Source organism: Sporosarcina sp. So3-204 (genome assembly GCF_058068165.1).
Genome location: NZ_CM176485.1, coordinates 1942958 through 1958710, shown reverse-complemented (window position 1 = coordinate 1958710; position 15753 = coordinate 1942958). Strand labels below are relative to the sequence as shown.

Below are 15753 nucleotides of genomic sequence, written 5' to 3'. Positions count from 1 at the left end.
TGTCATCCTTCTTTATTATATATTATTTATATCTTGATTTCCATGATATGATTAATCTAGTCAGTTAACGAAAGCAGAGGTTTTATCACACTTATGAAAATTATTACAAAGCGTCTTATCCTATATGTAATAGGATTATTTTTATTATCGTTAGGAGTTAGCTTTTCTATTCAAGCAAGTCTCGGTGTTTCCCCAGTCTCTTCATTGGCATATGCCATTTCATTAACAGCTGGATTATCTATTGGAATCACAACAATACTGGCAAATATTTTATTCATCGTAATACAAGCAATGATAAATAAAAGTATTGAATTACGAGAATTTGCTGTACAGCTGCTTGTCGTATTTTTATTCGGATTTTTTATGGACGCGACGTTATTTTTAGTACAACTACTTCCTTCTCCTGAAACCCTTCTAAGCAGAATTGCTTTTCTAGTGATCAGCCTTTATATCATTTCAGTTGGTTTATTGACCTATTTCACAGCCAAATTACCTTTAATGCCTTACGATGCATTAACTTATGTCATCAGTGACCGATTCAAAATGAAATTTAGTAAAGCTAAAATTACAAGTGACCTGCTCAATGTTGCGGTCGCCGGGGCAGTTTGCTTAATCTTTATTCAGTCATTCGGCTCAATTGGTATCGGAACAATACTTGCTGCATATTTTATCGGGAAAATTCTTGGCCAACTGATGCCACGTTTTCAGCCGTCACTTCAAAAATGGATTTATAAAGGGAAGATATTGGTCTAGTAGCTATTCCACCACGTTCAATACACGCTTCACCCAGCGTTATATCTCCACACACGTTAACAGCCTTACTTAATAGCGTGCTACTCGATGCCGAGGGAGCCTTTCAGAGCGTTATCTAATCATTCGACTCCTCTTTTTAGACAGTAAAAAGTAGCTTGAATATCAATCTACTCAAACTACTTTTTTCATTTAATTCTTCTGTAACCTGCATTTGTCTACTTAATATTTCCAACCCGTTTTGTTATTTACTTGAATCAAATTCATAATTACCTAAACTTGCTACAACGAACAACATATTGTTCGAGAACGTTCTAACTCGACTATATGTTGTTCGTTGTAGTAATAAAACACTATTATGAAATTGATTGACTTAGCTAAAAAAACTTTTTTATTAATTACCGTTTTATACCGTTTTCTTTTCTTTTTTAGCCTCAACAAGCAAACCGCCATTACCTTTCAAGTATCTATCCATTCCTTCAGCAGCACGGTAAGAGACTGCCCCAATAGTTCCGGTAGGGTTATAACATGAGAAATGCGGAAATGCTGAACCACCAACTACAAATAAATTTTCCATATCCCACATTTGCAAGTAATTATTCACCGCTGATGACTTTGGATCACTTCCCATTATAACACCACCTCCATAATGTCCCGATGTATAAGTATGGAGAAAATCGTCTGGAATTTTTCCAGGTTCTATAATATCTGCGCCCATTTGCTCCAAAAGTTCCTTACCTTTTTCAATTCCAAACTCAGCTAGCTTTCGATCCTGATCCGTATATTTGCGTGTAACGCGGAGCAAAGGGTCACCAAATGTATCGTTGTAGTTCGGATCTAAACTATAATAATTATGCTTACTTGGTAACGCTGCCTTTTGTAAACGAATAACCATATGCCGGTTTGTATAATGTAGAGACTTTTCTTTAAATTCTTTCCCCCAGGTAGGTGTATCACGAGGAACTGGGTTAACTGATATTGGTTTCAGACCTGCAGATGTCGTCTCTATATCAAGACCATGTATAAAATCTAAGCCCTTATGATCGAAGTTATCCGCACAATAATCGGCATAACAAGTTTGTAGTGAGCCTGCACCCGCATAGTTATTGAATTTTTCATCTTCAAAAAAGCCTGTTACTCCGACAATATCAATATTATTATCATGTCCCGTCATATTTTTACCTATTACACCTTTGCCAGATTCGGGATTATAGGGCTCACCAATTTTTGATAATAACAATAATCGATTGTTTGTAAATGCGAAACCGGCTAACACGACGAGATCCGCAGGCTGTTCGCATTCTTCTCCTGTTTTTATATCAATATATCGCAGACCTGTTGCCTTTTTGCCATCATGTATAACGCGCGTCACATAGGAGTCATTTCTCAGTTCATAATTCCCTGTTTTTTTGGCGGTTTCCAATACAGTGGCAATCGGGTCAGACTTTGCTCCAAAATCACAACCGTATTGCGCGCAAAAAGAGCAATACATACAGCCGTTTATCGTTTCACCGTCTGGATTTGTATACGTTTCTGAAAGGGTACCTGCCGGAGACATAAATGGATGATAACCAAGTTCTTCTGCCGCCTTTTGAAATAAACGAATCTGTGCGTTTTTTTTCATCGGCGGAGTGGGATAATTATCGGATCGTTCGGGACCAAATGGATTATCTTCACCTGATATGCCTGCCGTTTTTTCAAACTTATCGTAATAGGGCTCCAGCTCATCATACGTAATACCCCAATCTTGCAAGGTCATCTCCTTAGGAATTTTATCTTTTCCATATTTCTCAACCGTTTTACTGTAAATTTCAAAATCATAAGGCCACCAACGATAAGTAACACCGTTCCAATGGATTGAGCTGCCACCTGTATCAGTTCCCACCACGAGTCCACTATTATTCCTTATAGGTTTAGCTGTCTCATCTAACTCATTTCTTGACGTCATGGTTTCCTTTGTTAAATCTTGCATTAATTCAAATCGTCTGGAATAACGTAATTCATCCTTTGATCCGATAAAATCTTCACGGTTTTTATCTTTTCCTCGTTCCAAAACAACGACTTTATACCCTTTTTTAGCAAGTTCAGCAGCTGGAATACCACCTGACCAACCAGAACCAACAATAACTACATCCACTTTATCTAATTTTTTCACCATTTTTCCATCTCCTAACTTTATGATTTCCTTTGATAATTTGTTAAACTAATGGGCTCCATTTTAACGAATTCATCTGACTCAATTATATTTTCATAAGAAGCTACTGGTCCCGGAAATTCTTTCATTTTCCATCCCGCCATATTTAGATTTCCACCATATAGCGGATCTGAATATGCACCTTCTAAAACGGACATTCGCAATAATTCGAAAAAGCTTGCTGAACTAACTCCATTCATTTTCACTTTACCTTGTTCAAAATCCGATAAAACTTCAATTTGTTGGTCAGCATCAATTTGATCAAATGTCGTATCAAATCGATCTTGGCTCAATTCATTCATTTTACGCAATCCATCAAGAAAAATATCTCCTCTATTTAATCTAGAATTTACAGCAGCAGCATCAGAACCATCGAATGGGCTATGTCTATAGTCTTTCGCATTAATACCCCAAGGGCCGGCAAGTTGTTTATCAATAAAGTAAGGAACTCCTAATTCAATCGCGCCCGGTCCATTCTTATCTTCAGGGTAAATTCGTTCCGTGGCTTGCTCGAGTACAACAAAATCAGTGTATCTTGTAAAAAACATCCTTGCTTCTGTAACTGCCATATTTGATGTTGCATCATTCAAAATGGTAGATGGCTTTGATTGAAACTGATTTGTTAACACTCCCCCTAGTAGCGAGCCCCCTGCAAGTCCCCCAACGACCATTCCCGTGTTTTTCAAAAAACGACGTCTGCTGGGATCATGGACAATATTAACATCGTTTACTGGTTGATTATTTGATTTATTATCATCGTTGTTAACCACTTTTCTCGTCCTCCTTTAGTAGATTGAGCTAGTATTGAGGTATGTTTTTATAGCTATTACTATTAAGAATAAGTTCTTTAACTTAATTACCTCCATGTATCTTTCAGTATCTTATTCGAATAAATAGCTCGATTGAAGCACATTAATTCAGTTATGCCATCCTACTATTGAATAAATCTTATTAAAATTACTAACTTCGGCATAACTTTTAATAGCCTTATCTATCCCAAACTCGTTAGGAAGAATCAAAACTAGAGCAAAAAATAACACCCAACTACTACCTTCTCCAAATAAAGCAGTTAATATAACACTAAACGAAGGAATACCTAATATATTTTACAATGGTTGTACAAGACTCTTTGCCAACACTCTCACTAAAAGAATGTTAGTGTTAATAACTTTTCATATAATTTACAAAATACCCTTATTTTTTCACTTTTATAACAAGAATATGAACTATCTTTTTTTCGTATTTCGAAGTCAGTCATATCTAATTCTAGAATGGCGTTCTGTAATGAAAAGTAAATAAGTAAAAGTCAGCCTGTTGTGCATTAGGCTGACTTTTTTTGTGTTTAGAAATATTTCATAAAATTAGAAGATAAAAATTTCATCTCATTATCTCCATTTTTTTGTTGGATTTCGCATTCAATTACCATTCTTAATTGTTTCTTATCTTGTTTACCTACAGCTGTATAAGGTATTTTTTCAATAATGATAATTTTTTTGGGGGTCTGAAATCTAGCAGCTCTTGTTTTTAACCACTCGAAAAGCGCTTCTGTCGTTAATTCATTATTTATTGGTTCTACAAACGCACACAATCTTTGTCCAAACTTGTCATCATTAATACCAACTACTGCAACATCTATTACTAATTGATGGTTTATGAGAATTTGCTCAAGCTCAATCGGATACACATTTTCACCAGCTGAGACGATCATATCATCCGTTCTTCCACGCAAATAATAAAAACCTAAATGATCTTTATAACCTAAATCACCTGTTTTAATCCATGCGTATTCATGATTTTTCATCGACCACCTGTTCTTGATATAAAATTGACCGATTTTCCCAACTTCAGCTTCTATTTTATTCGTATCCAATATCTTTATATGCATGCCTTCGATTGCTTTTCCGATTGTATTGTTAGAGAAATTTAAATCTGTTGGCGTTGCTATACAATTTAAGCCAGTTTCCGATGTACCATATAAATTAAACAAAACGTCACCTAATTTAGCCGATACTTCTTCAACAAGTTTGGGATTAAGCACGGCTCCGCCTGAAGCTATACATTTAAGTGACTTTAGATCATCAGCATTGTGTTTTAACATCTTCTCAATCATTAATGGTACAACGGTCACCGCTTCAATTTGGTGGTCGCGTATGAGGTTACAAGCCTTCTCAGCATCAAATCCTTTACTAATTACAACTGTTTTCCCTAACGCAATAAATGACAGCAATATAGCAATTCCATATCCATGATAAATTGGCGTTGCAATATAAGTGTTATTACGCTGTAAAAGCTTTAATCTAGTTAGTAAAGTTAAAAATGGGTTCACATAATTCAGAAGTGAAGGTTTATGAGTCACTTTCTTCGACTTCCCTGTTGTACCTCCAGTTAAGAGAATAATTTTACTTGTGGACGTTCTCTGTATCTTATATTTATTAAGGAGATTTATTGTAGTCATTTGGTTAATCGCCGCCAAATAGTCATGATAACTCAACAATTTGTCATGACTATAATTGGAGTTCTCTATAAGATGACTTAATTCGTCATCATAAATGAACAAGTCAAATTGATGTTCATCTACTAATTCATTAAATTGGTTAGCATTCATTTCTGTATTTAATAAATAAATATCGCATCCCAAACGAGAAACAGAAAATAGAGCTTTCACTAATGAAGCGTGGTTTTTACAAAGAAAAGCTACCTTCTGGCCCTCGACTAAACTGTAATTATTTTTTAGGTTATTCGATAGAATTTCGCACTGAATCCGTAGTTGACTATAGCTAATTGATTCTTTTTCATCTTTTAAGGCAATCTTATCACCGTATATTTTCTCGGAAATCTTTAATAATATCATTATATTAATACCGTATTTATAAATAGCGGCCACTAATCTAGCAATACCATTGGGGGAAAGTAACTTCATTTTTTTAAACAAGGAAATAAAGTTAAGAACCATTATTTACTTCCCTCATTTCTTCTAATTACTCTATGTATAGTTCTTTCCCAGATGCTTCTAAATATAACGGATGCAAACTGTCCAAATATGAGCCACCATGGTTTATATATTTTTCTTCTTGTATAAAATGACTGGCAAATAATTTTTGCTACATGATTTGGGCACATCGCTGGCATTTTATCATAAGCAGCAGTTGGTCGAATCATATCTGTTTTAACTAATGGCAGATAGATTGAGGTCGTGGAAATACCCTTCTGTTGCAATTCAGGTGCTGTTGAACGTAACCATGTATCAAAAGCTGTTTTTGAAGCTTGGTAAGCAGCCCAATATGGGATTGGAATTAATAATGCATTTATTGTGGAAACGTTTATGATATGTCCCTTACTCTTCTCTAATAAAGGGATAAGCAATAATAGCATTTTAACAGGCGCAAAATAGTTAATGGCCATAGTTCTAGTAAAATCATGGTATCTATCTAGAGAATCATATATCGAACGATTGATGGATAGTCCTGCATTGCTCACCACTATATCTAACCCATTAGGTAAATCATGAATTAGATGTAATAGACCTTCTAGTTCATCCTCATTTCTTAAGTCGGCCTGGTATATTGTTACAGATGCTTTATTCTTCTTTATGTCGCTTTTTATCGACAAAAGATTTTCCTCTCGCCTAGCGACTAAAATTAAATGTACATTTTTATCAGCAAGTAAATAGGCTACTTGTTCACCAATACCTGAACTAGCTCCTGTAATTAGAATTGTTTTACCTTTTAGTTCTTCTTGAAGTCTATTTAAATTCAAATAAACTGGTTGAAATAGTAACCTCTCTAGAAAGCTATATGTATGAATATTGATCATATCCTTTTCAAAATCTGTCTTTTCGCATATTCTTTAGAATAATTTGATTATAACATATACACTTATGACTTCTAAGTTTAAAATCAAACAAAAAAATCACGGATAATATACCCGTAATTTTCATTTTTACTCTATTTCTGCTTTTGGATCTGTAAAGATATGTGTAACTAAACCATCTTCTTTTTCATTAGCAATAGCGCTTCCGTTTGAAAGACGATCTACTGGTCTAAGCGAACCTGATAGTACAGGAATCTTATGGTCTTTTTCCGTAGCAAGTACTATAATCTCATCATTTGTCACGATTTTAGCGCCAATGAGACGATGTGGATTCGTCTTTAATTCTTTCAATACGACTAATCCGCGTTGACCTCTTTTAGCTCTATCTAGCTCTTTCAAGCCCATACGCTTCGCTGATCCCCGCTGCGTAGCAATAACAATGGATGCCGCTTCTTCTGGAACGATTTCCATCGCAACGAGCTTGTCATCATCTTTTAAGCCAATGCCTTTAACACCAGCTGTACGAACACCAGTAAGCGATACTTCAGAAAGTGGAAAACGAAGTGCATATGCCTGATGTGTGAACAAAATAACGTCCTCATTACCTTTAATAAGCTTAGCATCTATCATTGAATCACCTTTTCGGATACCCATCGCTTTGTAAGTCCGATTATAGCGTTTCACAGTATAGTTTGAAAGACTTGATTGTTTTATCAAACCATTTTCGGATGCAGTCAAAACTGTAGATACTTCATCAAACTTATCAAAACCAACTATTGCGACGATTGTTTCGTTGTTTTCAAGTGGAATAATGCTCGATACATGCTGCCCAAGATCACGCCACCTAATATCAGGTAACTCATAAACTGGTTGATACATGTAATTTCCAAGTGATGTGAACAACAACAGATGATGCTGCGTATTCATTGGCGATTCAAATAGGAGATAATCGGATTCCTTCATATCGTGTCCAGTACCATTAGAAGCTGTGTAAGAACGCACACTTGTCCGTTTAATATAGCCATCTTTCGTAACAGATACGATGACTTCTTCACTTGGAATTAGAATGTCGATATCGACTTTTATTTCTTCGATTTTCTCTTCAATAACCGATCTACGCGGCTCTGCAAACTGTTTACGGATTACTAAGAGCTCTTTTTTAATAAGTGCAGAAAGTTTTTTCTCGCTTTTTAAAATTGCATCTAGTTCAGTAATTAATTTACGTAGTGCTTCGTCTTCTTTTTGTAGTTCTGTAATGTCTGTATTTGTCAGTCGATAAAGTTGTAATGACACAATAGCTTCAGCTTGGACTTCTGAGAACGCAAACTTCTCAATTAAGTTGTTTTTCGCATCACGCTTGTCCTTAGAACCTCTAATCGTTTTAATTACTTTATCTAAAATAGATAAAGCTTTCATAAGCCCTTCAACAATATGTAAGCGCTCCTGTGCTTTATCGATATCATATTGTGAACGACGTGTAACAACTTCTTTTTGATGTTCAATATATGCATCTAATAGCATTGGAAGTGACATTAATGTCGGTCTTCGTCCAGAAATAGCAATCATGTTGAAGTTATATGTCACTTGTAAATCTGTATTTTTCAATAAATATTGTAATATTGCGTTGCCATCCGTATCTTTTTTTAACTCAACAACAACACGTAGTCCAGTACGGTCAGATTCATCCCTGACATCAGCAATGCCATCTAATTTGCGGTCAATGCGCAGTTCGTCCATTCTTTTCACCATATTGGCTTTGTTAACGTCATATGGAATTTCTGTAATGACGATTTGCGATTTACCACCCTTTAGTTGTTCAATCGCTGTTTTCGCACGAATAACAAATCGACCTTTACCTGTTTTATATGCCGCTTTAATACCGTCAGTACCTTGAATAGTTGCACCTGTCGGGAAATCTGGCCCTTTAATGACAGTCATTAATTCTTCGACAGTTACTTTAGGATTATCGATACGCATGAGAACAGCATCTAGTACTTCGTGAAGTGCATGCGGCGGGATATCCGTTGCATACCCAGCAGAAATACCAGTTGAACCATTCACAAGTAGGTTTGGAAATCTCGCAGGTAATACGGTTGGTTCAGGTTCAGTATCATCAAAGTTAGGAATGAAATCAACCGTATTCTTCCCGATATCACGCATCATTTCTCCTGCGATTGCAGAAAGTCTAGCTTCTGTATAACGCATTGCAGCCGCAGAATCACCGTCAACTGACCCGTTATTTCCTTGCATCTCAACCATCATATGACGCAGTTTCCAGTCTTGACTCATCCGTACCATCGCTTCATAAACAGAAGAATCACCATGTGGGTGATAATTACCTATTACGTTACCTACAGTTTTAGCGGATTTTCGGAATGCTTTCTCATGTGTGTTTCCTTCATGATACATGGCATACATAATCCGACGTTGAACAGGCTTTAAGCCGTCCCGTGCATCAGGAAGTGCTCTGTCTTGAATAATATATTTACTGTACCTTCCGAATCGGTCGCCGATCACTTCTTCTAATGGAAGGTCTTGAAAGATTTCTGGAACTGTCATTCAAAGTCCTCCTCGACGTGGATAAATTCATTATCTAGTATATTGTGTTCTTCCTGTTGGCCAAAATCGACATTCTCTTCAATCCAGCGTCTTCTAGGCTCTACTTTATCACCCATTAACGTTGTGATTCGACGTTCCGCTTTTGCACCATCTTCAATCGTAACACGAATGAGCGTGCGGGTTTCTGGGTTCATCGTCGTGTCCCATAGTTGATCAGCATTCATTTCACCAAGACCTTTATAGCGCTGTAACATATAGTTTTTCCCGACTTTACCTATTGCCTCATCTAAATCAGCTTCTGTCCATGCATAAGCAAGTTTTTCATTTTTACCTGCACCTTTAAATACTTTATATAGTGGTGGCAGTGCGATGAAAATTTTTCCAGCTTCAATCAATGGTTTCATATAACGATAGAAAAAGGTTAAGAGCAGCACTTGAATATGTGCACCGTCTGTATCTGCATCCGTCATAATAACAACTTTATCATAAGCAATATCTTCAACTTGAAAGTCAGAACCAACCCCGCCGCCTATCGCGTGGATAATCATATTAATCTCTTCATTTTTCATAATGTCTTCAAGTTTTGCTTTTTCAGTATTCAGCACTTTACCTCGTAATGGTAAAATTGCTTGAAATACGCGGTCTCGACCTTGTTTCGCGGAGCCGCCAGCTGAGTCACCCTCGACGAGATAAAGTTCGTTCCTTGCAGCATTTCTTGATTGTGCAGGCGTTAATTTACCTGATAGAAGTGTATCTGAACGCTTCCGCTTCTTACCTGACCTTGCATCTTCACGCGCTTTACGTGCTGCTTCTCTTGCTTGCTGTGAACGGATTGCTTTACGAACAAGGGACGCACTTAATTCAGCATGCTCTTCTAAGAAATAAAGAAGTTTCTGTGCCACGACTGATTCTGTAATCGCCCTTGCTTCACTCGTTCCTAACTTACTCTTTGTTTGTCCTTCAAACTGCAAAATGCCTTCAGGTATACGAACAGAAATAATTGCAGATATTCCTTCTCTAACATCTGAGCCTTCTAAGTTCTTATCCTTTTCCTTCAATAAACCTGTTCGTCTCGCATAGTCATTAAAGACTCGTGTTAACGCTGTTTTCGCACCTGTTTCATGCGTACCGCCGTCTTTCGTTCTAACGTTGTTGACAAATGATAGAATTGTTTCAGAGTATCCATCACTATATTGAAATGCGAACTCTACCTCAATACCTTCTGCATTGCCATCTAAATAGGCAACATCATGTAAAACGTCTTTTTCTTCATTTAAATAAGAGACAAATGCTTCAATTCCTGTTTCATAAAAGTATGTCTCTTGTTTTTCTGAACTTTCTTCTTCAAGTTCAATTTTTAAACCTTTTAATAAAAATGCTGACTCACGCAGACGTTCACTAATCGTTTCATATTGATATTTAAGTGTAGAAAATATTTTCGGATCGGGTTTAAAGTGAATTAAAGTACCGTTCTCTTTTGTTTTTCCGATTGTTTCAAGGACAGTTACCGCTTTACCACCATTTTCAAAACGCTGGCGAAATACTTTCCCGTCTCGGTATATAGTTACTTCAAGCCACTCTGAAAGTGCATTAACTACTGCAGCACCTACGCCGTGAAGTCCTCCACTTGTTTTATAACCACCTTGACCAAACTTCCCACCTGCGTGGAGTACTGTCAAGATAACTTCTGTAGTTGGTTTTCCTGAACTATGCATTCCAGTAGGCATACCGCGTCCATAGTCACGAACACTGACGCTTCCGTCGGTATGGAGTGTAACATCTATTTCAGAACCAAAACCACCGAGTGCTTCATCGACCGAATTATCTACAATCTCAAAAACAAGGTGGTGAAGTCCTCGGGTATCAGTTGATCCGATATACATGCCAGGACGTTTTCGAACAGCATCTAGACCTTCTAGTATTTGAATTGATTCATCATCATAAGTGTATGTGTCTGTTTTTTTTGTCAAATTCACGCCTCCGTCAAACGAATGTTCTTATATATGTAATGATACTGCTTCATAAAAAGGTTGTCAAATCAACGTTTTCAGAAGCTTGCTCAACTAATTGTATATAATAAGTAAACATATTGCAATGAAGAGTAGGAAATACCCTCTTATTTGGAACGAAATAACCCATTGTCGCACTCATGCTGTTCTGTTAGACTAAAACTATATGTTGACCAAAGTAAAAAGGAGAATTTCATGGAAATATTCTTTATGTTATTAAGTGCTTATGTCCTTGGATCAATCCCTTCAGCACTGTGGATTGGTACATTTTTTTACAAAATAGATATTCGTGAACATGGAAGTGGCAATCTAGGAGCGACGAATACATTTCGAGTTCTTGGGAAAAAAGCCGGTATTATCGTTACGATTCTTGATATCCTTAAAGGTACTGCTGCTACTTTACTGATTTTCCTACCCATTTTCGCAGACAACTCAATTCACCCGCTTCTACTAGGCTTAGTAGCCGTTGTTGGACATATGTTCCCAGTTTTCGCTAATTTCAAAGGCGGGAAAGCAGTCGCAACTTCGGGAGGCGTACTCTTAGGATATAACTGGCCTATATTCGTCCTTGTGTTTTTAACTTTTTTAATTGTTTTAAAGTTAACTAAAATGGTTTCATTAACCTCTATGATTGTTGCAATTGTTGGTCTAATTTATGCTATTATTTATTATATTCGTACAGATGACATTTATTTATTAATCGTCATAGCACTATTCGTATCGTTTATTTTCTATAGACATCAAGAAAATATAGCTAGAATTAAAGCTGGTACTGAGCCGAAAATTAAGTTGTAGCTGTATAATCAAGTTAGCTCTAGAAAGGCTGGTGTCATCATTGGGTATAATCCTATCAGAACAAGCACTCACATGGTTTAAAAACGAAATGGAAGCGACATCAGGTGATGCAATTCGTTTCTATGCGCGATATGGCGGCTCAAGTCCCCTGCATGATGGGTTTTCACTTGGTATCACAAAAGTCGCTCCTGATGAAGCGGAAATTACAGCTGAACATGATGGTATCCTCTTTTATATGGAAAGTCGTGACAAATGGTTTTTAGCAGATCACGATTTGCATGTCAATTTGAATACTAAACTTAAAGAACTTGTTTACACATATGAAAAAGCGTGAGGGCGATATTGCCACACGCTTTTCTTCATTTTTTAGCGTACTATAAAATCTCGTACTGTGGATAAGTTGGTACATAGAGATTTGTCGTCTAGACTCCAGCGCCTAGCCCTTCGAGTCGCTTCAGTCTTGTTGGTAAAGGCAAAGAACACCTTTACCCTCAAGCCTTCCAGCCGGGAAAAACTGAACTTCATTTTTCCTTCTGTCGGGGCTGATCAGGCGCTTTCGCTTTTGTTCTTACATCATGATGCCGCCATCAACATGTAAGACGTGACCGTGTACATAATCTGATTCGTCACTTGCGAGAAATAAATAGGCATTTGCTATATCTTTTGGTGTGCCAAGTCTTTGTAAAGAAATAGCCGATTTCATCTGACCAATGACTTTCTCAGGCATTGTCTTTACCATTGCAGTAGCTGTGAAGCCTGGAGCAACAGCGTTCACATTAATACCTTTTCGTCCGAACTCCTTGGCCCATGTCTTTGTCATCCCTACGACTGCGGCCTTCGTAGCGGCATAATTCGTCTGTCCAAAATTACCATATATGCCACTTACTGAAGACGTGTTAATAATCTTTCCTGAACCATTTTTAAGCATATGCGGTACGACCAATTGTGTGCAGTTAAATACGCCTGTTAGATTAACATCAAGCACATATTGAAAGTCTGCAGGATCCATCTTGACGAGTGATGCATCTTTCGTGACACCTGCATTATTAATTAAAATATCAATTGCCCCTTGCTTCTCTATAATTATTTCTACCAACTGCTCCACACTTTTTCGATCAGTTATATCTACTTGTATAAATGTGACAAGGTGTCCTTTAGCTACAAGTAATGCTTCTTGTTCACTCCCCGCTACTGCGTCGAAGTCAGCCATAAACACGATAGCACCTTCTTCTGCAAATCGTTCACATGCAGCAAGGCCGATCCCGTTTGCACCACCCGTTATGATTGCTGTTTTCCCCGCTAATCTCAATTTGTCATCTCCTTATTTCAAATAAAGTTCTATGATTTCATTTAGTTTTGTTACATTATCAATTAAAGGCGAATGCCCCGTATTCTCTAATTCTGTAAAAGACGCATTATTGCCAAGGTCCCCAATGATTTCACGAGTCATTTCATCTGTTACGACGTAATCACGATCTCCCCTTAAAATCAGTACAGGAATTGTAATGTTTTTTGCTTGATTTGTACCTAAGCATAAGCCATTATAATGTCCACTTATGTTAAATGTGTTTAATGAATGATAAACATCGGCCAAATTCTTTTGTGTCATCATATCGTCAATGTATGCTTCATAAAGTTCATCATTCGGCTTTTTATGTGTGTAAATTATTGAGTCCCATACTGTCCTCAATCCAACTCTGTTTTTAGTGTCATACAGTTCTTGAATTACTATCGTTTTAGCGGTATCTTGTTCAATATCCTCAATTGTTATTAGTCGTTTCCCCGTATCTATACTACCATCGCTATTTGTCCCAAAGAATGGATAGCCCCTAGTCGATGCAGAGGCAAGTAGAATGAGTTTACTACAATAGCCTGGATAATTAGCTTCGAACTGCATACATACAGCTCCACCTGTTGACCAGCCAATAAAGTAAAAGTTGTTAAGTCCAAGCGCATCAACAAATCCTTTAACATCATCCGAAAAGTCCTTAATACTAGTTACTCGGTTATTATAAGAAGACTCTCCAAATCCACGTAAATCTAATGCATACACCTTATATTTTGGATGAAGTACATCCATTAGAACATCCCAATGCTTTGAAGAGGTCATATTCCCATGAACTAAAACTATAACCTGTTCCCCACCCTCTCTCTCTCTATATGCTATTTGCTCCCCATTTGCTAACGAAATCTTCTGTAGTGTCATTCGCTTGCCCCCCACTTCACTATTATTGCTCCCCATGCATAACCGATACCTGCACTAACAAGAACTGCGATATCTCCTTCTTTTAACTGTCCTGACTTCTCAGCAAGCTCTAAAGATAATATTTGATCAATTTGACCAATATGACCATACTCATGTAAGTATATCGCTTTGTTTTCAGGTAAATTAAGTTCTTGTAAAACGTAATCATGTGCGGATTTTTTCATATGCAAGATAGCTAAATAATCTATTTGTTCCTCTGAATACCCGCTCTTTGCCAATGAAGTACGTATTACTTTCAAAAAGTTTTTCATAGATTTTTTTCTAATCTTTCTTTCATTCCGGCTGGATCTGGAACGTCTAATTTATACAAATCGTTTTTCAAATCATCTACTGTTAATGGCTTTTTTGTTCCGCCAATTGGGACAAGCACATATTGAGAAAAAGAACCATCTGTGACAATATTTGATTCTAAAATGATGTTTTCTGTATGACCCTTTTTTAAAATCATTGCTGCGCCGCCTGCACCTAAATTAAACATAAACCGTGTACGCTCATTCTTATAATCGATTAAATCTACGTTTCTATAACCCCCCGCAAGCAATACCGTATTAATAGCAGGATCCGTTTCCATCATACTTTTGGCAATATTAATAGCAAGTATCGCCGTTCCACAACGTTGAGCTACATCAAATCAAAATGCGTTTATTGCCCCTAATTCATCTTGGATTTTAGTTGCGGCTGTCCATACAGGATACTCCTTATGTTCCTCTCCCATATAGATGATTAAATCTATACTTTCAGGGTCAACATTCCCCTTTTTTAGTGCCTCTTCAGCCGCCCATACACCCATTGCAACGGTATGATCTTCTGCTCCTGGAATGGCCTTTTCAGTAATACCCATCTTTTGTCTAACTACTTCAACTGGGATACCGGATTGCTGGGCTATCTCTACAGCTGTCATTTTTGTTTTAGGAATATATACGCCCGTACTAACAATACCAACTCCCATTATAAAACCTCCTTATCTTTATCAGTTTCAGTCGTTTTCGATGTTTTCGTGCGTTGCTTCCATAACTTTTCTTGAATCGTTCCGACAATCCCCTTAGGGAAAAAGATGACAACTAAAATGAATGTTATCCCAAAGAATATAATCCATCTTTCAAAAATCGGGTAATCTTTTGCGAGCCCGGATAAGTTGTGTTGCGTTAATTCAATGATTGCTGCGCCAACTATCGGCCCTATTAGCGTACCTACGCCACCAATAATAGTCATTAAAAGTGCATCTAATGTAATATCTAGTGATACGACGCTCGTATTCACAAAACGTAAAGATACAGCATAGAGTGATCCTGCTAAACTTGCCACAACACCTGCAACAATGGATGCGATTACTTTGTAATGTAAAGTGTTAAAGCCAAGTGAAAGTGTAC

General features: G+C 37.1%; 11 protein-coding genes and 2 pseudogenes. 3 read left to right on the top strand and 10 right to left on the bottom strand.

Features of this window, described 5'->3' with window-relative positions; translation table 11 throughout:
• The first annotated feature begins 93 nt into the window (after positions 1–93).
• Entirely contained in the window at positions 94–753 is a 660-nt protein-coding gene (locus tag AC3RV6_RS09520) for a YczE/YyaS/YitT family protein (RefSeq protein WP_489745801.1), read from the top strand.
• A gap of 403 nt (positions 754–1156) precedes the next feature.
• Here the strand turns inward: AC3RV6_RS09520 and AC3RV6_RS09515 are convergent, their stop codons facing one another.
• From AC3RV6_RS09515 to parE, 6 genes are all read right to left on the bottom strand, one after another.
• Positions 1157–2908: a GMC family oxidoreductase gene (locus AC3RV6_RS09515; protein WP_489745800.1), complete on the bottom strand. Its 1752-nt coding sequence runs from the start codon at positions 2906–2908 to the stop codon at positions 1157–1159.
• Between the two features lie 17 nt (positions 2909–2925).
• Positions 2926–3714 (bottom strand): gluconate 2-dehydrogenase subunit 3 family protein, encoded by a 789-nt coding sequence (locus AC3RV6_RS09510; RefSeq protein WP_489745799.1) that lies wholly within the window; start codon positions 3712–3714, stop codon positions 2926–2928.
• Positions 3715–4286: 572 nt separating this feature from the next.
• Positions 4287–5897, bottom strand: coding sequence for an AMP-binding protein (locus tag AC3RV6_RS09505; RefSeq protein WP_489745798.1), 1611 nt, complete (start codon positions 5895–5897; stop codon positions 4287–4289).
• Entirely contained in the window at positions 5897–6757 is an 861-nt protein-coding gene (locus AC3RV6_RS09500) for an SDR family NAD(P)-dependent oxidoreductase (protein ID WP_489745797.1), read from the bottom strand. Before AC3RV6_RS09500 ends, AC3RV6_RS09505 begins: the two co-directional genes overlap by 1 nt.
• 126 nt (positions 6758–6883) lie before the next feature.
• Entirely contained in the window at positions 6884–9313 is a 2430-nt protein-coding gene (parC, locus tag AC3RV6_RS09495) for a DNA topoisomerase IV subunit A (protein ID WP_489745796.1), read from the bottom strand.
• Positions 9310–11283, bottom strand: a complete 1974-nt coding sequence (parE, locus tag AC3RV6_RS09490) for a DNA topoisomerase IV subunit B (RefSeq protein WP_489745795.1) — start codon at positions 11281–11283, stop codon at positions 9310–9312. Before parE ends, parC begins: the two co-directional genes overlap by 4 nt.
• 234 nt (positions 11284–11517) lie before the next feature.
• Here parE and plsY point away from each other — a divergent pair, with 234 nt between their 5' ends.
• Both plsY and AC3RV6_RS09480 read left to right on the top strand, forming a co-directional pair.
• The gene (gene plsY / locus AC3RV6_RS09485) at positions 11518–12117 is read left to right on the top strand and encodes a glycerol-3-phosphate 1-O-acyltransferase PlsY (RefSeq protein WP_489745794.1); all 600 of its coding nucleotides are present in this window, start codon (positions 11518–11520) and stop codon (positions 12115–12117) included.
• A gap of 31 nt (positions 12118–12148) precedes the next feature.
• Complete coding sequence (locus AC3RV6_RS09480) at positions 12149–12451, top strand: HesB/YadR/YfhF family protein (RefSeq protein ID WP_489745793.1); 303 nt, start codon at positions 12149–12151, stop codon at positions 12449–12451.
• A gap of 234 nt (positions 12452–12685) precedes the next feature.
• Here AC3RV6_RS09480 and AC3RV6_RS09475 read toward each other — a convergent pair whose 3' ends face one another.
• From AC3RV6_RS09475 to AC3RV6_RS09460, 4 genes and pseudogenes are all read right to left on the bottom strand, one after another.
• The gene (locus tag AC3RV6_RS09475; RefSeq protein WP_489745792.1) at positions 12686–13426 is read right to left on the bottom strand and encodes an SDR family NAD(P)-dependent oxidoreductase; all 741 of its coding nucleotides are present in this window, start codon (positions 13424–13426) and stop codon (positions 12686–12688) included.
• Between the two features lie 12 nt (positions 13427–13438).
• Positions 13439–14323, bottom strand: a complete 885-nt coding sequence (gene phaZ / locus AC3RV6_RS09470) for an intracellular short-chain-length polyhydroxyalkanoate depolymerase (protein ID WP_489745791.1) — start codon at positions 14321–14323, stop codon at positions 13439–13441.
• Positions 14320–15332 (bottom strand): annotated as a pseudogene (locus tag AC3RV6_RS09465) (3-oxoacyl-ACP synthase). The gene phaZ and the pseudogene AC3RV6_RS09465 overlap by 4 nt, the downstream one beginning before the upstream one ends.
• A pseudogene (locus AC3RV6_RS09460) lies at positions 15332–15751 on the bottom strand (branched-chain amino acid ABC transporter permease); the annotation flags it as partial. The pseudogenes AC3RV6_RS09460 and AC3RV6_RS09465, both read right to left, overlap by 1 nt.
• Positions 15752–15753: the final 2 nt, after the last annotated feature.